Source organism: Limnoraphis robusta CS-951 (genome assembly GCF_000972705.2).
In genome coordinates, this window is sequence record NZ_LATL02000092.1 from 1 (window position 1) to 24,791 (window position 24,791).

At 40.1% G+C, this 24,791-nt stretch carries 18 protein-coding genes; 12 read left to right on the plus strand and 6 right to left on the minus strand.

Annotation, left to right across the window (positions count from 1 at the left end):
• The first annotated feature begins 238 nt into the window (after window positions 1-238).
• Complete coding sequence (locus WN50_RS08105) at window positions 239-1,726, plus strand: bifunctional metallophosphatase/5'-nucleotidase (protein ID WP_046278021.1); 1,488 nt, start codon at window positions 239-241, stop codon at window positions 1,724-1,726.
• 77 nt (window positions 1,727-1,803) lie between these two features.
• Here WN50_RS08105 and WN50_RS08110 read toward each other — a convergent pair whose 3' ends face one another.
• From WN50_RS08110 to WN50_RS08120, 3 genes are read right to left on the minus strand one after another with little or no spacing between them, the layout of a single operon-like run.
• Window positions 1,804-4,224, minus strand: coding sequence for a CHASE2 domain-containing protein (locus WN50_RS08110; RefSeq protein WP_082172373.1), 2,421 nt, complete (start codon window positions 4,222-4,224; stop codon window positions 1,804-1,806).
• Window positions 4,225-4,254: 30 nt separating this feature from the next.
• Window positions 4,255-5,181 carry a DUF1822 family protein gene (locus WN50_RS08115; protein WP_235440875.1) on the minus strand — a complete coding sequence of 309 codons (927 nt, stop codon included), beginning with the start codon at window positions 5,179-5,181 and terminating at the stop codon, window positions 4,255-4,257.
• Between the two features lie 47 nt (window positions 5,182-5,228).
• Window positions 5,229-5,876 (minus strand): hypothetical protein, encoded by a 648-nt coding sequence (locus tag WN50_RS08120; RefSeq protein ID WP_046278024.1) that lies wholly within the window; start codon window positions 5,874-5,876, stop codon window positions 5,229-5,231.
• 327 nt (window positions 5,877-6,203) lie between these two features.
• On the opposite strand from WN50_RS08120, the gene WN50_RS08125 reads away from it, so the two are divergent.
• The 9 genes from WN50_RS08125 to WN50_RS08170 all read left to right on the plus strand — a co-directional run bounded on the left by WN50_RS08125 (window position 6,204) and on the right by WN50_RS08170 (window position 18,134).
• Window positions 6,204-6,608: a hypothetical protein gene (locus tag WN50_RS08125; protein ID WP_046278019.1), complete on the plus strand. Its 405-nt coding sequence runs from the start codon at window positions 6,204-6,206 to the stop codon at window positions 6,606-6,608.
• A gap of 49 nt (window positions 6,609-6,657) precedes the next feature.
• The gene (locus WN50_RS08130) at window positions 6,658-11,373 is read left to right on the plus strand and encodes a S8 family serine peptidase (protein WP_049558703.1); all 4,716 of its coding nucleotides are present in this window, start codon (window positions 6,658-6,660) and stop codon (window positions 11,371-11,373) included.
• Window positions 11,374-11,726: 353 nt separating this feature from the next.
• On the plus strand, window positions 11,727-11,951 hold the full coding sequence (locus WN50_RS08140; RefSeq protein WP_046278017.1) for a hypothetical protein: 225 nt from the start codon (window positions 11,727-11,729) through the stop codon (window positions 11,949-11,951).
• Between the two features lie 126 nt (window positions 11,952-12,077).
• Window positions 12,078-12,437 (plus strand): BON domain-containing protein, encoded by a 360-nt coding sequence (locus WN50_RS08145; protein WP_046278016.1) that lies wholly within the window; start codon window positions 12,078-12,080, stop codon window positions 12,435-12,437.
• 156 nt (window positions 12,438-12,593) lie between these two features.
• Entirely contained in the window at window positions 12,594-13,754 is a 1,161-nt protein-coding gene (locus WN50_RS08150; RefSeq protein WP_049558706.1) for an EcsC family protein, read from the plus strand.
• 247 nt (window positions 13,755-14,001) lie between these two features.
• A complete protein-coding gene (locus WN50_RS08155; RefSeq protein ID WP_046278015.1) occupies window positions 14,002-14,247 on the plus strand; it encodes a DUF6335 family protein in 246 nt (81 codons plus the stop codon).
• A 305-nt stretch (window positions 14,248-14,552) separates the two neighbouring features.
• On the plus strand, window positions 14,553-15,584 hold the full coding sequence (locus WN50_RS08160; protein ID WP_046278014.1) for a hemerythrin domain-containing protein: 1,032 nt from the start codon (window positions 14,553-14,555) through the stop codon (window positions 15,582-15,584).
• Between the two features lie 223 nt (window positions 15,585-15,807).
• Window positions 15,808-16,668 carry an SDR family oxidoreductase gene (locus tag WN50_RS08165; protein ID WP_046278013.1) on the plus strand — a complete coding sequence of 287 codons (861 nt, stop codon included), beginning with the start codon at window positions 15,808-15,810 and terminating at the stop codon, window positions 16,666-16,668.
• A 179-nt stretch (window positions 16,669-16,847) separates the two neighbouring features.
• Complete coding sequence (locus tag WN50_RS08170) at window positions 16,848-18,134, plus strand: DUF389 domain-containing protein (RefSeq protein ID WP_046278012.1); 1,287 nt, start codon at window positions 16,848-16,850, stop codon at window positions 18,132-18,134.
• Window positions 18,135-18,325: 191 nt separating this feature from the next.
• Here WN50_RS08170 and WN50_RS08175 read toward each other — a convergent pair whose 3' ends face one another.
• Complete coding sequence (locus WN50_RS08175; RefSeq protein WP_046276488.1) at window positions 18,326-18,760, minus strand: FKBP-type peptidyl-prolyl cis-trans isomerase; 435 nt, start codon at window positions 18,758-18,760, stop codon at window positions 18,326-18,328.
• 570 nt (window positions 18,761-19,330) lie between these two features.
• Between WN50_RS08175 and WN50_RS08180 the strand changes: the two genes are divergently transcribed.
• Both WN50_RS08180 and WN50_RS08185 read left to right on the plus strand, forming a co-directional pair.
• Entirely contained in the window at window positions 19,331-20,638 is a 1,308-nt protein-coding gene (locus WN50_RS08180; RefSeq protein WP_046276487.1) for a phospholipase D-like domain-containing protein, read from the plus strand.
• Between the two features lie 41 nt (window positions 20,639-20,679).
• A complete protein-coding gene (locus WN50_RS08185) occupies window positions 20,680-21,876 on the plus strand; it encodes a glycoside hydrolase family 10-like protein (RefSeq protein ID WP_046276486.1) in 1,197 nt (398 codons plus the stop codon).
• Here the strand turns inward: WN50_RS08185 and WN50_RS08190 are convergent.
• The gene (locus WN50_RS08190; RefSeq protein WP_049558710.1) at window positions 21,836-23,152 is read right to left on the minus strand and encodes a Na+/H+ antiporter NhaC family protein; all 1,317 of its coding nucleotides are present in this window, start codon (window positions 23,150-23,152) and stop codon (window positions 21,836-21,838) included. The genes WN50_RS08185 and WN50_RS08190 overlap by 41 nt on opposite strands.
• A gap of 332 nt (window positions 23,153-23,484) precedes the next feature.
• A partial coding sequence (locus WN50_RS08195; RefSeq protein ID WP_049558715.1) for an LCP family protein occupies window positions 23,485-24,791 on the minus strand: 1,307 nt, incomplete at its 5' end.

A 24,791-nucleotide genomic window follows, 5' to 3' on the forward strand; every position in this document is an offset into this window, starting at 1 on the left:
ATATTATATATATCGACAAAATACACATCTTATGCAGTTTGTTAATTTAAGCGGTAAAGTTCATAACAAAAACGTTAACTTTATGTATGTGAGGTAGATATACTTTTTGTGTATAAATGAAAGGTGCTGAATTTATTGTTCAGAATAAAAACACAAGACGCATCAGATTGTGTTCAATTCTCCGAATTTTTGGGGATATTATCAGACGCATCAAGTTAACGATTAGAGGAATCAAGTTATGACGACGACGACAGAACGGTTTAAAAAGTTTACGATTTTGCATTCCAATGATATGCACGGAGATTTTTTAGCCGAATCAAAAACAGGAGAAGGTCATGTGATAGGAGGTTTATCGCTGCTTTCTGGATATATCAATAAAGTTCGCCAGGAAGAGAAAAATGTCCTGTTTGTTATTTCTGGGGATATGCTTCAGGGTTCTATGATTGATGCCGAATATAAAGGCCTTTCAACCATAGAAATTATGAATTATTTAGCGCCGGATGTCGTCACTTTGGGGAACCATGAATTAGACTATGGTTTTCCTCATTTATTGTTCCTCGAAAAGATGGCGAACTTTCCGATTGTCAATGCCAACTTGTATATTAAAAAATACAATAAACGCTTGATGAACCCCTATATCATCCTGAATGTTGATGGATTTGATATTATGTTCATCGGTATTGTCACAGAAGAAGTTCTCAAGTCATTAAAGCTAGATACCAGTATTGGCACTTTTGTGAATTTAGAAGATGCTGCTGCTGAAGTTGGAAAAATTTGCAACGCCTACAAAAACGAGGATATTGATCTGACAGTTCTTCTAACCCATATTGGTTTTGAAGAAGACAAAAAACTTGCTGCGATGCTCGATCCGCTTTGGGGTGTTGATATGATTATTGGCGGACACTCTCATACAATTCTCGATCAACCTGCAAAAGTTAATGATATTTTGATTACGCAAGCCGGAGTCGGTAGCGATCAAATTGGACGTTTTGATATTGTAGTCGATGATGATACCAATAGCATTGTAGAATGGACATGGCAGTTGATTCCTGTCGATAGTAATCTAGCTGAACCTGATGTTAATTTGGAAAACTTTATTGCGACTTTCAAAGAAGCAGTAGATCGCAAATATAACCGACTGATTTGCCGTATCGCCCGTCAACTTCTGCATCCGAAACGGGAAGAAGAAACCGAATTAGGGAATTTATTGACTGATATTATTGCCGAACAAGATCCCTTATCAGATGTAGTGTTTGTGGGAAGTGGCTCAATTCGTGGCACTGAATTAGGGCCTTTAGTAACATTAAGTGACCTGAAAAAAGTTTATCCTTATGACGGCCCTCTCTTCCGAGTGAAATTAACTGGGGCGCAACTGAAGATGATCTTTTCTCATTTTATGAAGCCGGAAAATCGAGTTCCCGGTGAAAGTAATTGTTTCCAGGTTAACAAAGCTGTTCAAGCCGTTTATAATGATACCAATAAACAGCTTGAATCTTTGAGTGTTAAAGGTGAACCCGTCAAAGACGATGGCCAATATACGCTTTGTCTCCAGGAATATCATTACAAGAATTCTGTTCAAAGTCTGAATATGACGATGGAAGAACTCAGTCAATTAGGTGAAGCTAAGGTAATTTCTACCTCATCTCAAGATGTTCTAGAAGAATATTTCTGCTCTCATCAAAACATGAACAGCTATGTAGAAGGACGATTGGTTTACAAGTCCTAATTTTTCCATTCACGAGAGCTTGAAATCCCATGTAGACACCTGTCACGGCAGGTGTTTACAATGCTAGGAAAATCTTCTCAAAGCTGACAGTGATCGCCTTGTTGCAGTTGACGAATTTTAGATTGTTCTGGAGATATTTTGCTAGAATAGTTAGCATTTGTTTTCAAATAGACAGTGCTTCCTGTCGCGACTAAGGCTAATGCAGAGGGAACGAAAGGTATCCAACCTCCTTGTAAAAATACCCCCCAACAACTGACGTACAATGCGATTAAAATCGTTCCTGTTGTGATGATGAAAACTTGAGGCGATCGCACATTTATAACGATCATACCGCCAATGATTGACCAACTCAAAATAAAAATCGCTTCTCCCCAGTCTGGAAACCACCAAATGAGCGGTTGATCATCTAAAACGCTACTCAAAATTTGACTCACCATCTGCGCCTGAATTTCAATTCCTGTCGTTTTTTGAAGGGGTTGATAATGGTAACTGTAGGGTGTTAACCAATGATGATCATTAAAACTTGATGCCGTTATTCCGACAATAATAATCCGATCGCGTACCCATTCCGGTTTAACTTGATCGGCTAAAACTTCAGATAGTGTGACTTGTCGAGCAATTTGTTGAGTTCTACGATAGTTTAGCATGATTTGATGTCCACGCCAGTCTAAACCAGCCTGATAAGCACCGCTTCCCTGTTCTAAAATATTGAAGATCATCTTTCCTAGCTTTAACTTTCCTTCTGATGTTGTTTCAGAAAATATTTGATCATCCACTAAATAACGTTCGGCTAGTTTCCAACTCAAAGAAAAGCGAGTTTGACAACTAGATGCGGCTCCCACTGATAATAAATTGCGACGAATAATCCCATCTGCATCAACCAAAATATTACTAAATCCTTGACGTTGTAAAGGCACTTCTGGGGGCGGAGAAACACCAGGCGTTTCCAGATCACCATATCGACAAATCACAAAAAAGCGATCACTATTTTTGAGACGATCGCTGAGAATTTTATATTGCGGATCAACGGCGGTTTCTCGAAATAGATGCAAACCAATCACTCGAGGTTGATATTGTTCTAACTTTTCGACTAATAAAGCTAGCGATCGCTCTGAAAGGGAATATCCTTTTCGTTCTTCTGGAGGCTGTGACTGCACATCATTTTCTGTAATCGTAACCAGTAATAATCGTTCATCTAAACCTTCATCGGGCTGCATTTGCATGAGATGATCATAGGCTTTGAGTTCCCAAGCTTGTAATCCGCCTAGCGATCGCACTCCCCAAATCATACCTGTTATGGTGATTGCAGATAAGAAAATATTTGGTAATTTCCATCGCCAAAATCTAGATTTTTTCTGAGATAAACCGGGTTTTTTCTGGGTGTTAAAACCAAAAAAATTGGCTTTATTTCCGGCTAAATCTTCCCAACTGGGAGGACTATAAGCTGGATTTTGACAAATCACGGGAAGCCAACTCGCACAGGGAAATTCACGCTCAAAATCATCGTGTAATCGTTCTCTTGCTTCGCGTACTGCTAGATAAAATGGTTGTCCTTGGGCAAAATTTGTGAGAAAATGTTTGAGAAATTCTTGAGCAACGCGATCGGGAACTAACTCCCGCATAACGATCATTTGAGGAATATTCAGATCATCAAGTTTTCTCGCAAGTCCTAACCCATCACAAGAATTAAAAATTGCCAGTTTTAACCCTTTTTCAACAGATTTTCTTAAACCGAACCACAATTGTTCTATCGTTAAACTGTCTTGAGGATTAATATAAATTCGTCCGGTTTCCCCTTCCGTTTCACTATGTCCGGCAAAAAAGATAATATCCCAAGGTTGTTCCCAAAGTTTATCATTAATTTCCTTGTGTTCCGGTTCAACCAAGACAACCGAATCACAATTGGGTAAACTTTGAATAATTTTCAGGTCTTTTTCAATATCAATTCCTTCACTATGACCCAGAATTACAAGAATTCTCACTCGGGAGTGAATCGGATTCTTTTTACTGTCTTTAACCGCTTCAATTTCAACCGGACTTAAGGCTATTTCTGCTTTTTTATAACTTTCAAAAAAATCCCACAGGTGTAGGGGTAACTTGTGGATATCAGCATTATCAGTGCGGATTAAAACCCGAATTTCTTCCTCTTTATTTAGTTCTTCTCGCAGTCGTTTATCAATCAGACGGAAGCTATCAGCCTCTAACCATTCGCTAATGTGAATGCTTAACGTTTGAGCGGAAGTTTGACAGTCTTTAATCCGTTCGGGAATTGAACCTTGACGAATAATCGCCTGCGGTTTTATTCTGTAAGGCGCGGCTAAACTGCGATATTTTTCTTGCCAGTGATATCTTAAATGTTGAGCCAAAGCCGGATTTTCGGGTAAATCCCCTTGTTTTTCTAACAGGGTTTTCCCTTCAGGCGAACGAACTTCTAGCGTGACTCGGAAGCCTTTGGTTTCAAAATCTCCTTCAAATTTCAGGACAACGGATTTACTCATCAACAAACACCCCCGAAATTTTTTAGATTACTATATCACAAAAGCTTCTGTGATGCTAATGTCTCCCCATGATATTTTAATACTAAACTGTTCTCCTAACTCTCCACTAAACTTAAATAATAGTCTTTCACTTCCTCCCGCTTCGGCTTGCATAATTGATTTTCCGCTATTATCGAGTATTATCAATTGTAGTTGTTCGGGAAGATGACTATAAACTTGAGTGGGATAGAGTTCGACTGAAATATTCAATTCTGAGGGGGTTGTAGGAGTCAGTCCCACCAACAAAGCCATCTCTGTTCCCGGTGGTTCGAGAGAGACTATTTTCACTCGTTCTATCGCAGATTTATGAGAGTCTGAAGTCTGAGAAGGAGTTCGATGATGTTGACGAACATTCCATCCTAATTCTAGATGAGAAGGTTGGGTAATTGTTTCAATTGCTTCCCAAGTTTTCTCAAAAATTCCCTGTAACCAATTCCCAAGATTAACATGAAAATTATAAGACTGAACCGTTTCTAATCGTTCAATCACATCTAAAAAATCCTCAAGCGATCGCCATTGATCCAAAGGAATATTTTCCCGATCAACTTGTTCAAGAAATCCGATAAATTTAGCTTGGGTAAAACCTTCATCAAACTGAATAGCCAGATAACCGATTCTCTCGTGCCAAACTTCAGCCGGAACCTCCACAACCGAAGCATCAAACTTGACAGGACGACATTCAATTTTTCCTAAGTTAGCCAGGGATAAATCAGCCACATTGCCTAAAGTTTGTGTGATCGGATTCCAGCTATCACTTCCTTTTAAATCAGTCAAAATTTCCATCCACTGACAATAATGATTAACAGCTAAAACCGCCAAACTATTGCAGTAAACTTGCTCTCGCTTTTGGGATTGAGATTGTTTCCCAGAAAAACTCTCAGCAATCTTTCGGTCTTTGTTTGTTATGGGCATAGTCATCAATGAGTTCATAGCTTTTTAGTTTTGCTGTTTCAATCAGAATATTATTAACCTTGAATTTGGTTTTTAATTTCAACCGAGAACTGCTTGATACATCGTTGATAAAAATCCGATAGCGTTGAAATTTTTATCCCAAAATCAGTAGAAATATTTTCCCAACTTTCCTCTTCGATAATCCGACGCCTGAATATCTCCTGAAAATTGGCTTGAGGATAACCCCGAATATGTTTGCTGGCAAAAATACCATTGACATCTTCCTCTATTGACTGTCGAACTAAATCTGATAAACTCGGAGAATTTTCACCTGATGTTAAACTGCAAGTATCTACAGAATCTGAACCCTGAATTTCCTGATTTTTTCTACCCATGACTTCACGAACTGCCTCGGTAAAAAATCGTCTTTCTAAAAGGAAATTAACCCATCGCATGACCGGAGCCTTATCGGACTTATACTTATCAATATTAGTGCAAATATAAAGCATAAGATTTTGAACCGCAATCTCATAAATTTCTGGATAGTGATCGACAAATTGACTGGGATGAGGATGACACAACCGACCCGAGTTTAAAAGTTCCTGAGTGAGTCGAGTCAGCGCAAGGCGTCGAGAACGACTGAGACGAGGGTGTTGTTGGGCTGTCAAAGCCAACTGTTTGAGGTATTCGTCCTGTTGTAGATACTGATCTCCTGAGTCCACAATTCGTGTTACTCCTTTGAGGTTGACCGCCACCATTACGGCCTTTGACTTCTCTATCAAAAATGAAAGGCTGATTTTACGTCAAGTCAGTCACAGATTAACATAATTTGATATGAGATGTCCTCACGATCCTCGAAACTCCAGCCCTGAAGTCTTTTCAGCCTAAACTTCTAAAAATATTCCTCCTCATCCGTAAAAATACCGAAGCCGAACCGATAGAGAAGACGAACGCCTACAACGTTCCGAGCCATGACCCGTTTTGAACCTTCTCCATCAGGGGTTCAGGCTGCATTGACTCTCGTTTATTCGATAAAGGAGTTCTGACGGATGAGGACATCTGCACTTGACATCTACTCAACCCCCCAACAACACAACCCCAGATTATTTTCTGTGGGGAAAGCTAAAACTCAATATTGGGAGAATTTCTACAACTTAAAATCACCAAAATTGCACTCAAATTCGACATCAAACTCCGAGCGAATTTTAACTCAGGTTCGCTTAGATGCAATTGAATCTGAACTGGCGACGGCTTGTTCTCGGTATATTCAACTCTGTCAAGAACTCGATGCAATGACTTTCCAGAATGAACGATATTCTTGCTGTTGTCTCGACTTAGAACGAGAGAAAACCAGCCATGAAATTTTGGCAATTATCCAGGAAATTGGTCAGCTTGAACTGGAACGTATTCACATTCAATTTAAGCTGATTTCCTTCACTTCTAACCAGGAATAAATTCACCTTTCATCTTATTAACCTTCAAGCTTTTTTAGGGGTAAACAACATGGTTTTTCTTCAAGATACAGCATTTTTTGACACGCAAAACACGGGTATTTTAGTGGGAACTTCCAGTTCCGATCAAATTCTCGGACTAGAAGGCAATGACTTTATTTTTGGGGCTGAAGAAGCCGATCAACTCTTTGGAAATTCGGGTGCTGACACCATCTACGGACATCAAGGAAATGACCTGATTCATGGCGGTTCAGAAGCCGATCTGCTGTTCGGAGGTCAGGGAGATGACATCATCTTTGGGGATGCTGGAAATGATACAATTTATGGGAACAAAGGAACAGATATTCTCATCGGCGGTGAAGGTGAAGATCTTTTTGTCCTGGAAATTGGATCGGGTAACTTTAACATCACGGCAACCGACCTAATTTTTGATTTTAATGTCGCGGAAGACCAGATTGAATTAAAGGATGGTTTGACCTTTGAAGACCTCAGTCTGGAAGGAACACCCGCAGGAGATACAGCAATTATAGATATTAACTCTGGGGAAATATTGGCGTTATTGCAAGGGGTAAATCCTGAGACTTTAACACCAGATATTTTTCTGCCAAATCCAAGCAATACAGATACCGAAGAACCCATTACTCTATCTCTAGCCAATGATACCGGACTCGATAATAATGATAATATTACATCCGATCCGACTCTAACAGGAACCGTTACCAATGACGTTGAAATTGCCGGATTAGAAATCAGTCTTGGTGAAGAATTTGTTTCAATAGAGGCAGATATTGCCGACGATGGTTCATTTACCCTGACTCAAAACCAGTTAGAAGAAGCATTAGATATTTCCTTCACAGATGGTATCTATACCGTACAATTACGAACCGTAGATAGTTCAGGATTGCGATCGCTAGAAGTCGCAGAAATAACGTTTACAATTGCTCCCGATGATAATAATGTTACTCCTGGGGAATTAGTGCCTCCTGGAACGGATTTTCTAGAACCTACAATTACCGCCGAATTAGCCAATGATACCGGAACAAATGATAGTGATGGCATTACTTCTGATCCAACGATAACGGGAACCGCCACCGATAATTTTGGCATTGCAGAAATTGAAGTGAGTATTGGTGAAGCATTCGTTCCCATTCAAACCAACATTGCTGCGGATGGTTCATTTACCCTAACTCAAAACCAGTTAGAAGCCGCATTGAATACTTCCTTCGTAGATGACAGCTATACTGTGTTTTTACGAGCGGTTGATACCTCCGAATTGCGATCTCGAGAATTAGCAGAAGTAACCTTTACTCTAGATCCCACACCCCCAACAATTACAGCCCAATTAGCCAACGATACAGGCGATAGTAATAGCGATCGCATAACCACCGATGCAACCATTATCGGAACCGTTAGCGATGATAATGAAATTGTCGCTTTACGAGCCGGATCTGATAATAATTTATTGGATGTCACCAATCAATTAGAAGCCGATGGAGGCTTTGAATTTAACCCCTTGCAAATCGAAGCCTTCTTAGGACAAACCCTAGTAGAGAACCAAACTTACACACTCAAACTCGAAGCAGAAGATGAGTTTGGTCTAGTTTCTCAAACCACAGTTAGTTTCACATTCGCAGATATCCCAGACGATACAACGCCAGCTATTGAACTTCCCCCTCCCGAAGAAGTTCAGATCATCAACGATGATGACAATGAAATCCCTCCCCAGACGGAAATTGAAGAACGAGAAGTTACCGAAGATCCGGGTAATACCAGCCAAGACGCTTTAGAGATAGCCGTTAGTTCCAATGGCTTAATGTACAGCGAGCAAGTCAGTGGTGATGACGAAGATGACATTTATACTTTCACATTAGGAGCAGCAGGTAATATTTCCATAGACCTAAACGGTTTAAGTAGCGATGCGGATCTATTCCTATTAGATAGCAACCAAACCATTATTGACAGTTCCGAAGTGATCGGAATTACTTCAGAGTCAATTACTCGACCAATCGAAGCCGGAACCTATTTTATTCAGGTCAAATCCTTTGATGGTGAAACAACCGATTACGATCTCAACGTTGCCTTTACCTCTCGTATTCCGGGTATTGATCTAACGGGTTCAAATGAGGGATTATTTGAGATCCAAAGCAGCGAATCTAGTCAATTAATTAATCTAGAACCATCACCAGCCGATCCGAACTTAGAAAGCTTCCGAACCGACCCCCGTTTTGAAGGAATTGATGGCAGTAACTTCTCGGTTGTAATTATTGACACGGGTATCGATTTAGATCACCCCTTCTTCGGCCCAGACAATAATGGAGATGGCGTCGCCGATCGCATTGTTTACCATCAAGACTTCTTTGATACCGATGGAGATAAACGAGGAGTCGATAGCAATGGTCACGGTTCCCATGTTTCCAGTATTATCGCCTCCGAAGATAACCTCTATCCCGGCATCGCTCCGGGAGCGAATATTATTCACTTGAAAGTGTTCCCCGATGGTGGAGGAGGGGCAAGTCCTGCGGCTCTCGAACAAGCGTTATCCTGGGTGGTTGAGAATACCGACGAGTTTAATATTGCCAGCGTGAATATGTCATTGGGTGGTTTCAACTTTTCAGAAGCCATAACACCCGATCTCCTCGAAGCCCTTGACGATCCGACGTCACCGAGTATCGTCGAAGAATTTGCAGAAGATTTTTCAGGAATCTCTCAACTCCTAGAAGAAATCGTTGCCCAAGATGTTATCGTTGTTTCCGCATCGGGTAATAATTTCTTTGGCTCGGCCAGTGTACCGGGTGTAGCCTATCCCTCAGCCGATATCAACTCTCTGTCCGTTGGTGCAGTCTGGGATCGTGAAACTGATGATATTACATTCTGGGATAGTGGTGCTATCGACTTTACCGCCGACGCCGATCGCATTGCCAGTTTCTCTCAACGTGACCCCATTTTAACTGATATCTTTGCACCCGGGCCATTTAGCATCGGAGCCGATGCAGATGGCGGAATCACCACTGAGGGAGATACCAGTCAAGCGGCGGCTCATATTTCAGGAATTGCGGTTCTGGCTCAACAACTGGCGGTGGAAACACTCGGACGCCGTTTAACTTTTGATGAATTCCGCACGTTAATTCAAGATACAGGTGAGACGATCTTTGATGGTGATGACGAAGATGATAACGTTGTCAATACCGAAGAAGAATACAAACGAGTTGATGTGTTGGCTTTGGGTGAAGCCATTTTAGAACTTGAGCCGACAACAGAACTTCCAGAAGAACCCGGTTTAGTTCGTTATGACTTTGCTTACCTCTATGATGGTGAAAGCTTTGATAACGATTACTACTTCGGTTATACCTACGCAGAACCCGGCACCTTTAACCTCAACACCTTGTACGATGACTTCTTTCTAACCAACGAAACGGATGCTAACGGTTTGTACTTCGTGTTTGATAATAGCGGCGAAGTTCCCGATGATGCCATCTTAAATTGGGTTTATGTAGATACCTACGTCGATCAAGATAGCACTGGCGAAGTCTTCACACCGTTCTACTTTGAAAACGGCTTTGCTTCCGGTTTCAATGGTTTGGGTAGCGAGTATGATTTCATCAGTTTAGAAGATGGAACCTTCGACGACTTCGGTTTTGATTTTTATGAAGCTGACGGAGTTGAGCAGATCTTTAGTAATACTCGCTTTACCCGAACCGACTATCCTGCCAATAGTGTCCCTGGAAATATGGTTAATGCTGATCTCGATAATGATGGTGCCGATGAATTAATTGTTGCCAATACTGACGATTTTGATAGCGGTTTCTCCATCCTGTTCAATGAAGGAGATGGTTCATTTGAACTGCCTCTTGATTTTACAACCGATTTCTCCTCGTCTGGAGCGGGAGACGATCCTTCCTTAGATGTGGGTGATATTGATGGGGATGGTAACATTGACTTGATTGCTGTTAACCCAGATACCAACGAAGTTTCGATCTACTTTAATGAGGGTGACGGCGACTTATTCACTCTATCAACCTTTGAAGCAGGCTCGCGCCCCGTTATTAGTGAAACGGCTGATATTGATAGCGATGGTAACACTGACGTTGTGTTGATCAACTCCGAAGAATTTATCACTGGTGTTGGGTACAGTGGAGACAGACTATCCGTACTGTTTAACCGGACGGATAATAGCAATCTCACTCTGCCAGTAGGTGAAGGTGTGCGTGATGTGGTCGCGGCTGACTTAGATGGAGATGGGGATGTTGACCTAGCGACTGCGAACGACGCAGAAAATACAGTATCGGTGCTGATTAACTTCGGAAATGTCACATTTTCCTCACCGATTACATTCAATGTCGGAGATCGTCCGGTAAATATTGTAGCCGATGATTTTGATGGCAATGGAAGCATCGATCTGGCGACGTCTGACTTTGGTTCGGATACCGTTTCTGTATTACGAAATACTGGCGATGGCTTCTTTGCTCCGGCTACTACTTTTGAAACCAATGAGTTTCCAAGTACCATGACTTCAGGTGATATTGATGGAGATGGCGACTCCGATCTGGTGATGCGAAATTCAGTGTTCTTTGATGATGGCGATCGCCAAGGAAACTCGATTTCTGTTCTGCTCAATAATGGCGATGCTACATTCAGCGCTCCCCTCAGTTTTACCGTTGGAGAAGTACCGGTTGGACTCATCCTTGAAGATCTCGATGATAACGGTAAGCTCGATATTGCCACATCCAACTTTGACAGTCAGGATGTTACGGTTTACTTACAATCCTAAGAAATTTTAGAGCAAATACACCTCAGAAACTCGGTTTCTCTGTGTGCCACATGATTTATTTAATGGGGTAATCTCACAAGATTGCCCCTTTTTTTTTTCAAGACAGATAAGCCTAGCTTGTTTCGGGGATCAATAAAAATTTTATGAATAAATTGGTTAAATATGTTACTTGCATAAGTTAAAGAGTCTTGGAGATATTCAAGGGATATTTTTTTGTAAATCAATACTCTTTTTATAAAGAAAATTGTTAAAAATATGACTTGCATAAGTCAAAGTCTCTGAGAGATATGTAGAGTCAAAGGGTGCTTTACAAGCAACTTTTTAATCTAAATAGATTCAGGATTTTGAAAAAAATGAAATTTTCTAAGTTGCTAATTCCTACGGCATTTAGCCTTATTTGTCTTGCAATTTTGACCGAAAAAGAGGTTTTATCTGAAGATTTAACCTCATTAACAACTCACCCATCCCATTCAATTTCAGATGTTTTTATAGATATAAAACAGATTTATTCAAATACATCAGATGTAGCAGATAATGGAACACCAGAATCTGAAGCAACGGGTTCTCAAGGTCAATAGCATCCCTGGAGTCATCTATCTTCAGAGAGATAAAAATTGAATAAATTTAGCCAACCGATAGAGGACAAGATCTCAATTATTCAGATAGACTATTCGTTAGTATTCCCAAAGTTTGGAGTCAATGATATGAGTTGGTTAGGTAGACTGTTTGGTAAAAAGGAAGAAGAGAAAGCCAAAAACTCAAAAACAGCAAAAACATCAGTTGCTCAAGCTCCCGCAGCAACAGGGGGTGGTTCTATTCCTTCAGAAAGAGTAGGTTTAAATGGAGAATATGATGAAAGTGGCTTGGCAAAACGAGTCGCTTATGCGTTTGATCAAGATAATCAACTTGATGATATTGAAACACTCTGGGTAGCGCAAACAGGTAGCACAGTCGTTCTCAAAGGAAAAGTTCCCAGTCAAGATCTTTTAAATAAAATGGTTTCTGTTGCCAAAAAAGTCGATGGTGCAGCTAGCGTCGATACTTCTCAAGTGACAGTGAGTTAACCCAACTAAAAAACAGAACAAAAAAGCACTATTGAGCAAAATTTTGCTCAATAGTGCTATTATATGGATGTAGGTAAACATCATAAATCACCGATTTTTTAATTTGACGAGAGTATTAACTGAAAAGGTTAGAGAAAATTTTCAAGAAGAATAACAATGGAAGAATCTAAACAAACTTCATCTGCTCAATCTAAACCAGAAACATCCTCTAATGGAGATTTAGGAAGCTGCATCTCGGAAACACTAATAGATTTTCAAGGGGTGATTGATAGCAGTTTGGGTGTGGCAAGCCAAGTCGTGCAAGCGAGCGCTATACAAGTTCAACAACTCTTTGAAGAAGCAATTAAAGGAACGGGAAATACAATGGCAGCGATCGCTGAAAATCCCGTTGTCAAAATCATCACCAAATTCTTTGGCGGAGATTGGGTAAAAGTAATATTGGGTCAAGTCAATATTGAAGAAGCCGAAGGAAAAGTCAAAAAATTGCGGCAAAAATATCCCCATGAAACTGCCGATCAAATTGCCCACCGGATCATGGTGGACAAGTCAATACAAGGTGCAGGAATTGGATTAGCTACAAATTTTATTCCTCCTTTAGCGGCGGCACTTTTTGCGATTGATTTAGCGACAACAACTCGACTACAAGCGGAAATGGTTTATGAAATAGCCGCCGCTTATGGTTTAGATCTAAATAATCCGGAACGTCGGGGAGAAGTCTTAGGAATTTTTGGCTTATCTTTGGGCGGTTCTAGTGCTTTAAAAGTGGGATTTGGTGTGATCGAAGTTATTCCCGGTATTGGTGCATTTGTCGGGGCTTCTTCTAACGCTGTTATGCTGTATGCACTGGGTTATGCGGCTTGTCGGTTTTATGAAACCAAACTTCAACCCGATGGCGCAAAATTAACGCCGACTGAGTTTTATAAAGAACAGGAAGACTATTTCAAAAAAGCGTTCAAACAAGAAGAAATTATGGATCAAATTCTGGTTCATACAGTCTTAGCAAGTTCCCCGGAAAAATCTTGGTCTGATGTCGTCTCTGAACTGTTACAGCAGGGAAATTTCAACTCACAAACGGCTGATACTATCGAAAATCACCTAAAAAATCATCAGTCATTAGAAAGTTTATTGCAGCAACTCCATCCTGATTTTGCTCCTTCTACCTTGATGCAATGCTATCGAATTGCTCAAGCTGATGGTGTGATTACAGCCAAAGAACGGAAAGTTTTAGAGGCAATTGCTGATCAATTTGACTTAAACCTGAATGAAATAGAGGAAAACTATCAAACTCAATTGAGCCAACAAGCTTCACAACTATAACTGTATCTCTGAAGATAGGGTCAATGAATCTATCCGGCGGTAGAAGTAAAATAGCTCAGCAGTCGGTATATTAAGAACGGTTAGCAACAGTATTGATAGAAAGAGTGAATTAATAAGTGAGTATTGATCTGGTTGGTGGTTTAACCCCTGTTTTTCTGTGCTTTCACCTTAACTGTGAATTAAAGTCAGAAAATCAGGGGATTTTTATTCAAGATGCAAATGATGAGTTGATATAAAGGAGTTAATAATGGCAACCGAATCTTCCCCAAATTTTCCCGATCAAAATCAGCCTGAATATCAAACAAAAGTTATTCCAGATACACCTGTAGCAGAGACGAAGGATGCAGTTCCTGAAGGTCACGATACAGAAAGTATTGCCGATGCGGCGGGAATTGATATACCCGATGGTGAACCTCTAGAAGTTAAATCAAAGCTAGATGAACGAGACGAAAAACGATGGCAACTTGATCCAGATTCGGCGGAAGATCATTAATGAGTTAGCGGATTTTTTAACTCTTTAAAGTCGGAGTATTTGAGGGACGCAAGGGGGCGTCCTGAAGAATATTATTTGCTGTCATTAAAGTCATTAATCGATAGTAATACCCTTAGACCTATCGCAATTCTATAGAAAGGTTGGTAAAATAAGAGATTGGTTTTTGGATTCTCGTATTCCAGTAATCACTACCTAATCATCCAGAGATTTTCCAACTTATATCAAAAGGAAGATGAATCTCTTCTCAAGCTGCGTAACTATAGAAGACAGGTTTTACAAATACTGTGTAAGAGAGAGAGAAAACGATGCCTATCACATTAACTGATGCCAAACGAGCTACACTTGCAGAAAAGCTAGCAAGTATGCGAGAAATTCAAAATTTAATTTTGTCGAATGAGCGTCAATTTCTTCAAGAATGCAGCGATAATGATATTCGCAGTCGCCTGCAAGATATGATTGAAGATGACGAGAAAAACTTGGGCATCATTGAAACAGTAATTACTCAGTACGGGAATCCTGCTGAACCGAAAGAAACAGTTCAAAAAATGGTGAACCACGCACAAGAAATGATGCAAGGTTCGGAGTTGAATTTGTATGAAAAAATGGCTCAACATGAACTGCTCAAGCATGGTCAAGTTCTGTCGGGTTTAATCGTTCATAAAGCAGCACAAGTTGTTGGTGCTGATGTGCAGGAAGCTCTCGCACCTTTAAATGCAGTAAACTTTGAAAATCGCGCTCATCAAGAGCAATTAAAAGGAATTCTTGAATATGTGGGTACTCGTGAACTCACGGGTCAAGAACCGGATGACGGCTTCTGGGCGCAAATTCAAGACGCATTAGCCGCCATGACAGGTGTATTAGGAAGTGCAGCAACTCAAGCTTCTGATGCTTCTGATATGGATATTTTGACCTTGATTTTCATGGATCATCAAAAGACAAAAACACTGATTCGTGAAATTGAAAAGAGCAAAGATCCCAATAAAATTCAGGAGTATTTTGGACAGCTTTACAAAGACCTAACTGCTCACGCTAAAGCGGAAGAAGAAGTTGTTTATCCCCGTGTTCGTTCCTTCTACGGTGAAGCCGATACTCAAGAACTTTACGACGAACAAGCCGAACTCGAAAAAGTTCTCAATGAAATGAAAAACAGCGAACCCACCGCCGAAGCTTTCCCACATCTGTTAAAGCGTGTTAAAGATATGGTTGGCGATCATACTCGTCAAGAAGAAAGCACCATGTTTGCGGCAATTCGGAAGAACATGAATGATAGTCAACGTGAGCAGATGGCAACTGAGTTTAAAGAAGCGAAGAAACGCTTGCAAACTCAAATGAAATAATCTCGAACTGAAAAACCCGAGACGGAGTTTTTGATGCTGTTAAAATAATCTAAAATCTCGGAAAAAAACAGCAAATTTCAACGAATTTCAAGAGTGCTATCTGGATCGGCAAGCCGGAAAAACATCTAATATTGTGCTAATTTCCGGCTTTTTCTATTGTATAATCTTTTCAGACTTCGCCACAGTAATCTGACTTAACCCTCTAAGATTTTAGGAGTTAACCATGACAATTACACCTGATCAAATTCCCGCACAACATCAAGAAAGAAAACCCGGATTAGAGTCAGAAATGACTCCTAAACCTGAATACGACGATCCGAATTATAAAGGCAGTGGTAAACTGCAAGATAAAGTTGCTTTAATTACAGGTGGCGATAGTGGTATTGGCCGTTCGGTTGCAGTGTATTATGCAAAAGAAGGCGCTGATGTTGCCATTGTTTACTTAAATGAAACCGACGACGCTAAAGAAACGAAAAAAGCCGTTGAAGATCACGGTCGGCGTTGTTTATTAATCGAAGGTGATATTCGTAACGAAAGCTTTTGTCACGAAGCTGTTAAAAAAACCGTTGATGAGTTCGGTAAGCTCGATATTCTCGTTAACAATGCTGCTGAACAATATTATGAACCGAGCATTGAGGAGATTGACTCAGCTCGACTGGGTAGTATTTTTGCGACTAATATTTTCTCAATGTTTTACTTCACGAAAGCAGCTATGCCTCACTTAAAAGAGGGTAGCACGATCATCAACACCACTTCAATTAATGCTTATAAGGGGAATGCTTCTTTGTTAAGCTATTCTAGCACAAAAGGGGCGATTTTAGCCTTTACTCGCTCCCTTGCTCAACCTTTAATTGAGAAAGGCATTCGGGTTAATGGTGTTGCTCCTGGCCCCATTTGGACACCTTTTATTCCTGATGCTTTTGGTGGCGATGATGTGAGTAATTTTGGCAAGCAAGTCCCGATGAAACGTCCGGGTCAGCCTAAAGAAGTTGCTCCCTGTTTTGTCTTTTTAGCCTCTGAAGATTCCTCATATATGGCGGGACAAGTTCTTCATCCGAATGGCGGTGTTGTTGTCAATGCCTAAATCAATTAATTGACCAAGATCCGGGAAAAATCCCGGATATTTTAGTTATAGCAGGTCGCGCTGGCTTGTTTACAAGGGTCATGCCTTGAATGTTACCACCAAGACACAAAGACACAAAGAAGTTGTAAACATTAACCTGCTCATTGCTATAGAAAAAAAGTAAATAAAAGGATTGATCAATGCGTCAGTTATGGGTTAAAGTACCAAACGGTCAAGGAAAAAAAGTTCTTAGTATTGCTGAAGCTCATCAAGGGGTTAACTTAGCTCGGTTCGCCGTGATTGATGACCAAGAGTCACAAGAATTAGTGTTAATTCACGTCTCAAATAAAAAAGTTGAAAGTCTGCTAAACCAGTTAGATAATATTCCCAATTTAGAGGTTACTTTGATTCCTCATGGTATCATTGCTCTCCATCCTCCCGCTTCCGAAGCTGCTGAACAAATTAAAGAAGTACAAGAACGCAGTCCCATTGAAATCTTCCTCGGAGGCTTACAAAGTGTAGGTTCCTGGCGAGGATTTTTAGGTTATGCAGGACTCGCCGGAGTTGTGGTTTGGATTGGTTTATTTACGAATACTAATTATTTGCTGGTTGCCGCGATGTTAATTGCTCCTTTTGCAGGGCCTGCAATGAATGTTGCCATCGCCACTTCCCGAGGGGATTTAAAATTACTATGGCGGAGTTTATTGCGTTATTTTGTAGCAATTATTGTCACGGTTTTAGTAGCAGCAATTTTGAGTTTAATTCTCCGTCAAGAAATCCCCACGAGCTTGATGCTGAGTAACAGCCAAATCTCCGCCGTAGCCGTTTTACTTCCGATAACAGCAGGAGCGGCAGGAGCGATTAATTTAATGCAGTCAGAACGCAGTAGTTTAGTATCAGGAGCGGCGACTGGAATGCTCGTGGCTGCCTCCCTTGCTCCCCCAGCAGGAACAGCAGGCATGGCACTGTCTCTCGGAAGAATGGATATTTTTATCGGCAGTGTTTTTTTAGTCCTATTGCAACTGGTTGGGATTAATTTATCGGCAGCACTTTTATTTCGTTTTTATGGAGGTTTATCGCCGAAAGGAGCGCGTTACAATCGCGGCAAACAATGGGTATTTCCGATTACTTTAGGAGTGACAACTTTAGCATTAATTGGATTGCTCAATTGGCAATTTCTCAATTCACCCGCTTTTGAACGTTCCAGTCGCGCTCAACGGGCTACGGCAGATATTCAACAAGTCGTTAAAGATAATCAGTTAGTGAAACTTGTTGAAGCTAATGTTCGCTTTACACGCTCAAATATTGAAGCACAAGATACATTACTTTGTGTCCTGTATGTACAACGAGATACAGGTGTAACAATCTCCAAAGATCAAATTAGTGAACGTCTCACCCGTGAAATTCAAAATTATGTGAATGAAGCCGGATATAATGTTACCCCTTTAGTGCAGGTTACTGTTCTTGATCCTCCCAGTTTATTTTAAAGTAATCTTAGGATTCATTGTTGACCTAAAACTTAAGAAACTTATCGTTCTAAAAGTGATCAATTACATCAGAATAGAGACGTTCAGGGAACATCTCTACATAGCAGGTAATCTATTAAAACTTGATGTTTATTAAAAACATCAAACTCGCCCTTGACATCTTAATCGCTAATATTTTCGCTCTTTAAGGATTAATCCACCTCAAGGAGTTGAATATCTAAAATGAGGTGATCATCTCCAAAAGAAGAATTAACAACAGACAGGACTATATTTGATTCCGAAATCTCCATAATTATAGCGGGGATTGAGGCATGAACATTCGGCACACGAACATAAACTTGTTGACCGACTTCAATTGATATATCGGCGGGCAAACTTTGCCGATCAACAACAAGAGTTGATTCTCGATCAGAAGAATTATAAGCTTGTCTTGCGGGAATAGTTATTGTTTTCGATTCTCCCGGAGTCATACCCACAATTGCCTGTTCTAAGTTAGAGATAACCTCTCCTTCTCCTACACAAAACTCTAAAGTTTCGTTATTCGTTGAAGAACTCAATACATCACCATTTTCAAGTTTGCCAACGTAGTGGACTTTTACTTTACTACCGACTTTAGCCTGTGACATTTCTTTTTTATCCCATTGTTTTAAATGGTTTTAATTTGATGAAAATTCCTTAAAATTCGCCCTTTTCTTTGGATGTTATAAACAAAATAAATCTAGAAACGGAGCAAGCGTTCCTTTTATTAATCATCTACTAACAGCCCGGGATTTTAAAATTTGCTTCTATCGATTCAGAAAAGTTTTGTACTTTTCTACTCCTCAAAAATCTTGCTCATCCTTTGATTATCTAATATATAGAAAACCACTACATCACTCTTGGGTTAGATCTTGGTGTACCTCGCTCGATTCTGATCGGATAACTCCCCAAGAAAAATAATCGCTTCTACTCATTGAGAAGCGGCTCGTAAAATCGGCGCTATTATAAAGATAATGGATGAGATTAGTGATATCATTGAAAATTAATAGTCACAGGATAGAGTCAATAAAACTATTACCATTCCCTCGGGTTATAACCCTCGGACGAATTTAATCCGTTGTGTGATGATTTTGAGAAAAATATTCTCTAAGTTTTATAAGATTTCTAGCTTTCTAGCGACTACTGATTGACAACCATCAACTCATTAATGCCCTTAAATGCTACCGTTTGATAACTGGTTGAGTGTAATTCTGTTGATTGGGGTTTGCATCGCAGTTGTAATCCTGATTGTTTTGTATGTTCAAGGTGTATTTCGCCGACGAATTCACTACAAAATCTTTAACTTTCCTTCCCCAACTGCTCCTGATTTTTCCCCGACGGTTGCGAGTTTATCAGATTCTTTTATCAGCAGCGCTGAGGCGACAAAATTTTGGGTAAAAGCTGATGAAATTCAACCCGCTCGTTTAAATGCAATTCGTTGCGCCCAACATCGAATTCTGTTTGAAACCTATATTATGACTCCAGGTGAACGAGCAGATGCTTTTGCAACAGCACTGATTGAAAAAGCAAATTCTGGGGTAACAGTACAAGTTGTTGTTGATAGTTATGGTGCCAAATCTGTTCCTGAACGATACTGGAAAAATTTAGAACTCAGTGGGGTAGAAGTTCGCTTTTTTAATCCCTTTAGTTGGCGCTCACCTTACGATTATCTCAAACGTAGTCACCGCAAATTACTCTTAATTGATGATCAAATTGCTTTGATTGGCGGCGCCGGAATTTCTGACTATTGGGATGGTATTCCCGAACAAGGAGATCGAGCGCCTTGGTTTGATTTTGAAGCTCAATTTGAAGGGCCAGTTGTTGAACGTTTGCATGGTCTTTTTATTCAGCATTGGCTCGACTCAGGAACAACAATTGATCTGGGTAAAAATCCTTTAACTCAAAGTTCAAATCAAACATTACAAACCTCTCTACCAACGGTATTAATAACTTCCGGTGAAGATCCGTCTTATCGAGATTCTTCTATTCGCGCTCTTTACCAAATGTTAGTGATGTCGGCTCAAAGTCGAATTTGGATTGCTAGCCCTTATTTTTTGCCTTTTTCTAATATCCAAAAACTTCTCATAGATGCAAAACATCGAGGGGTAGATGTGCGAATTTTAACGATGGGTTCAAAAACAGATAAACCCTTTGTTCATTATTCAGCTCGGGAACTTTATAAAAAATTACTCCAGGAAGGAATAGAGATTTATGAATATCAACCCAGTATGATGCACGGGAAAACCGTGTTAATTGATGACAGTTGGGTAAGTATGGGAAGCGCCAACTTTGATCCGCGTAGTTTTTGGAGTAATGATGAGTTAAATGTCTCCACTGCACAACCTTTTTTATGTCAAAATGTTGAAAACTTTCTTTCAAATGGTTTTCGTGAAAGTCACTGCATTAGTTATCAAGAATGGAAACGCCGTCCTCTGATTCAAAAAATTCGCGGGAAAGTCATGCTATTATTTTATTTGCTGTTATAACATGGGTTAACACTAGCATCATCTAGCGACGAATATCAATTATGTTCAATGGGTTTAAACAAACGCGAATCATTCCTAAATTTATCACCTTTATTTTCAGCTTGTTATTCGTTCTATTTACCCTCAAACCCGCTTTAACAATTCCTCCCCCAGTCAGGGAAATTCGCGGAGTTTGGCTCACCAATATTGATAGCGATGTTTTATTTTCTCGACGGGGAGTTACAGAAGCTTTAAATCGCTTAAAAACCCTCAATTTTAACACCATCTATCCGACAGTTTGGCAAGGCGGTTATACCCTCTATCCCAGTGCAGTCGCTCAACAATATTTCGGACAATCTCTCGACCCCACACCCGGCTTACAAAGACGAGATGTTTTACAAGAATTAGTCACCCAAGGACATCAAAAAGGATTAAGCGTTATTCCTTGGTTTGAGTTTGGATTTATGGCACCTGCTAACTCAGATTTAGCCCAACAACATCCCGACTGGCTGACTCGTCGTTTGGATGGAACATTGATTAAAAAAGAGGGAAATGACGAGCGAGTTTGGTTGAACCCTTTTCATCCCGAAGTGCAACAATTTATCCTGAATTTAATAGCGGAAATTGTCACAAACTACAATATTGATGGGATTCAATTTGATGACCATTTTGGTTTACCCTCAGAATTCGGTTATGATCAATATACCGTGAGTCTTTATCAAGCCGAACATCAAGGAAAATTACCCTCTGAGGATTTCTATGAAACCTATTGGGTAAGATGGCGAGCGGATAAAATTAACCAATTTGTAAAACGGGTTTTTGAAACCGTTAAAGCCATTGATCAAGATTGTATCATTTCCCTCTCTCCTAACCCGCTTCATTTTGCTTTACCTGCTTATTTGCAAGATTGGTTTACTTGGGAAAGAAAGGGTTGGATAGAAGAAATTGTTTTACAAGTTTATCGTCCTGATTTAGAACGGTTTATCACCGAGTTAGAACGCACAGAAGTAGAACTCGCCAAAAATCATATTCCCTTTGCAGTAGGGATTTTAAGCGGCTTAAAAAATCGTCCAACACCCATAAATACAATAGAAAAACAAGTGCAAGAAACTCGTCAACACCAATTAGCAGGAGTCTCTTTTTTCTTCTATGAAAGTCTCTGGAATTGGGCGGAAGAATCTCCGAGAGAACGTCAAAATAAACTGCAAAAACTCTTTCCTACTCAAGCTTTACGTCCCTCGGTTTATGGATTAAATTAAACAGAGGGATTAAATACAAATAAAACGCATAGGGAAGACAGCTAAAATCACTCATCAATAGCGTTACTGGAACTAACCCCGCAATATTCCAAGGAATTAAAGGAGAGATCACGACAACGGTATTTTCCAGATCAACAGCTAATTGATTATTATTGAGTTTTAAGCTTTGATATCTTTTTTGAACGAGTTGTTGGGTGAGTAAAATAGCGATGGTTTGTGTACAACCATAGGCGGCTGAAACAGTTCCGATGAACATTGTCGCTAAAAATAACTGTCGTTGAGATTTTGCTTTGTTTAAAAACAGTTCAATGAAGTTTAAAATATGAGTTTCGGCTAATATTCCGGCTAAAGCTGTCGAGACAATCACAATTAAAACGACTTTTGACATGGCAATCATTCCGCCTCCAATTAAAATTGATTGTAACGGAGAAGGTTCATTCAGATAAAATCCCCTCAAGGTAAAATCCAATAATTCCAGAAGACTGTATTGTTGATAAAATATAGCAATCACACTCGCAATTCCGATACTAATGATCATGGAAATTTTGACTTCTACTTGAAAAACTGCTAAGATAAAGATGACTAGCGCAGGTAATAATAAAAGCGGCTGGGGATTGAAAGTTTGAAGAAGTTCTGAGTGCAAAATTGTATTTGTGATTGAGATGGGATACAATTGTGATAATATTAAATAGATAAGACTCGTTAAAATAAAGGGAATTAATCCCGTTTTCAGCATATTTTTAATATTAGTATAAAGTCGAGTTTGAGTCAGACTCGCGATTAAATTCGCACTCGATGACATCGGAGAACAGCGATCGCCAAAATAAGCCCCAGAAAGAATCGCTCCCGCCACTAAATTTGAATTTACCGCACTGTTACTCGCCATAATCATTAAAGCAATACCAATCGTTCCCACGGTTCCAAAGGAAGTCCCAATTAAGAGAGAAACTAAACTTGTTAACAGGAACGCTAATAGGATAAAATAGTTAGGGTTAATTATTTGAATGCCATAATACACTAAACTCGGTACAGTTCCGGCTGTCATCCAAGTCGAAGTCACGGCGCCAATTAAAAGTAAAATGATGACAACAGAAAAAGACTTCTTTGCACCTGAAAAAGCCATTTGCATTAAGTCTTTAAGTAAAAAGCCTCGCCTCAGCAGAACCGCGATCCAAAGCAGTGTAGAAGCCAATAAGGAATAAAAAATAAAGTACCCTTTGAGGGTACTAAAAACTAACAAGATAAAAGATAAAATTAGGGTAATAAGTAAATCCATGCACATTAGAGCAGAGAGGAGACTAGAGACGGAATACGATGTTTAGAAGTTTTCTGACTCCATCAAGATGAATTGATATATAGCGCTACTTGAATCGGGAACAGGGAACAGGGAACAGGCAACAGCAGACTATGAAAGGATTCTAGGATGTAGAAATGTCCTAACCGAATTTTGTACTGCTATATTAACGGACTTAAAAACAAAAAGAAAGGCAAAAACTTTATCTTTTTTAGGGCTAGAATTGAGTCAGGATAAGTTCGATATCCATCCCAAATAACTCAAAAATGCTTCTTCTTTTTTTTGGTGAGTCTGATGCACCCCAATCAAGCAATTTAGTTAGAGTTTCTAATCCTCAACTCCTTTAAATCATCGTTGGCTTCCGTTTCCGTTTCCGTTTCCGTTTCCCTTGGGTTTAATTGCTGTTTTTTCTCGTATTTTTCCAGCCAATCTCGCCCCAACTGAATCGTCACATCAGACTCTAAAAATCCCGTACTTTCAACCACCACTTGTCCAAATCCTAAAGCCCGTTGAATCGCTTCTGCACTCTGAGTATCGCCATCTTGAGCAACAATTCGAGTCACATCTAAAGGCTGAGTCCAGGGTTTAGCAACCTTAACATTCCAGAATCCGTCTTCGTTAAGTTCCACCACAAAACCATCAACCGCAGCCCAATCATCTGTGCTATCTTGAATCGCAATTCTCAAATCTCGGCTATCAACATTTTCAAAGCGCCAAGAATCATAGCCAAAATCAAAATGTTTAGCCAAAATTGCATCTAAGCGGCTGTAGTCTGGTAGCCAATAACTGGCTTTATAATCTTCTGGATCGCTAAATTTCCCCGGAACCATCAACATCTCAATATCTTCGGGCTTGACATTACTAGCAAAATTCACCAACGCCACTAATTCCTCTAAGCTTAAATTCGTGTCAATATGAGACTGAATAATCGAAACAAGCTTCGGAAGTCGGGAAATCGTCCCCACATTTAACGCCTGTTCCATGAAAGCTCGCATCAACATTTGCTGTCGCTGAACCCGCCCAATATCACCTAAACTATCGTGACGAAATCTCAAAAATTGCAACACTTGAGCGCCATTAAGGTGATGTTGACCCTGTTCCAAATTGATATATAAATGTTGGCTATCATCGCTATATTTCATCTCCTTGGGAACATAAACATTTACACCTCCCAAAGCATCAATCAGTTTTTCAACACCGAGAACATTCACCCGAACATAGCGATCAATACCCACACCACCTAACAGTTCACTCGTTGCTTTTGCACTCAAAGCAGGGCCGCCAGAATAGTTCGCATCATTAATTTTAGTCATCCCCATTCCCTCAACATAGGTACGAGTATCACGGGGAACAGACAAAACTTTCAGCTTCTTTTCCGCCGGGTCAAACCTCAGCAACAGCATCGTATCCGATAACCCTTTAAACGAATCTACAACGGCGTGATATCCCAAATCTTCCTGTGATTCATCTTCCAAGTCAGACGTGAGAACCTTAATCCCTAAAACCAGAATATTAACGGGACGAGTTAACTCAGGAAAACGCAAATTTCCCCGAGCCATTTGACCCTTAGAAAACACAGCCGCCTCTTCCGGTGTCAGCTTTTGCTGCATCAACGGCGTGG

Bases quoted from the DNA above. Each gene is read 5' to 3' on its own strand.
- WN50_RS08105 (WP_046278021.1), top strand. From the start codon at position 239: ATGACGACGACGACAGAACGGTTTAAAAAGTTTACGATTTTGCATTCC.
- WN50_RS08110 (WP_082172373.1), bottom strand. From the start codon at position 4,224: ATGAGTAAATCCGTTGTCCTGAAATTTGAAGGAGATTTTGAAACCAAA.
- WN50_RS08115 (WP_235440875.1), bottom strand. From the start codon at position 5,181: ATGACTATGCCCATAACAAACAAAGACCGAAAGATTGCTGAGAGTTTT.
- WN50_RS08125 (WP_046278019.1), top strand. From the start codon at position 6,204: ATGAGGACATCTGCACTTGACATCTACTCAACCCCCCAACAACACAAC.
- WN50_RS08130 (WP_049558703.1), top strand. From the start codon at position 6,658: ATGGTTTTTCTTCAAGATACAGCATTTTTTGACACGCAAAACACGGGT.
- WN50_RS08140 (WP_046278017.1), top strand. From the start codon at position 11,727: ATGAAATTTTCTAAGTTGCTAATTCCTACGGCATTTAGCCTTATTTGT.
- WN50_RS08145 (WP_046278016.1), top strand. From the start codon at position 12,078: ATGAGTTGGTTAGGTAGACTGTTTGGTAAAAAGGAAGAAGAGAAAGCC.
- WN50_RS08150 (WP_049558706.1), top strand. From the start codon at position 12,594: ATGGAAGAATCTAAACAAACTTCATCTGCTCAATCTAAACCAGAAACA.
- WN50_RS08155 (WP_046278015.1), top strand. From the start codon at position 14,002: ATGGCAACCGAATCTTCCCCAAATTTTCCCGATCAAAATCAGCCTGAA.
- WN50_RS08160 (WP_046278014.1), top strand. From the start codon at position 14,553: ATGCCTATCACATTAACTGATGCCAAACGAGCTACACTTGCAGAAAAG.
- WN50_RS08165 (WP_046278013.1), top strand. From the start codon at position 15,808: ATGACAATTACACCTGATCAAATTCCCGCACAACATCAAGAAAGAAAA.
- WN50_RS08170 (WP_046278012.1), top strand. From the start codon at position 16,848: ATGCGTCAGTTATGGGTTAAAGTACCAAACGGTCAAGGAAAAAAAGTT.
- WN50_RS08175 (WP_046276488.1), bottom strand. From the start codon at position 18,760: ATGTCACAGGCTAAAGTCGGTAGTAAAGTAAAAGTCCACTACGTTGGC.
- WN50_RS08180 (WP_046276487.1), top strand. From the start codon at position 19,331: ATGCTACCGTTTGATAACTGGTTGAGTGTAATTCTGTTGATTGGGGTT.
- WN50_RS08185 (WP_046276486.1), top strand. From the start codon at position 20,680: ATGTTCAATGGGTTTAAACAAACGCGAATCATTCCTAAATTTATCACC.
- WN50_RS08190 (WP_049558710.1), bottom strand. From the start codon at position 23,152: ATGGATTTACTTATTACCCTAATTTTATCTTTTATCTTGTTAGTTTTT.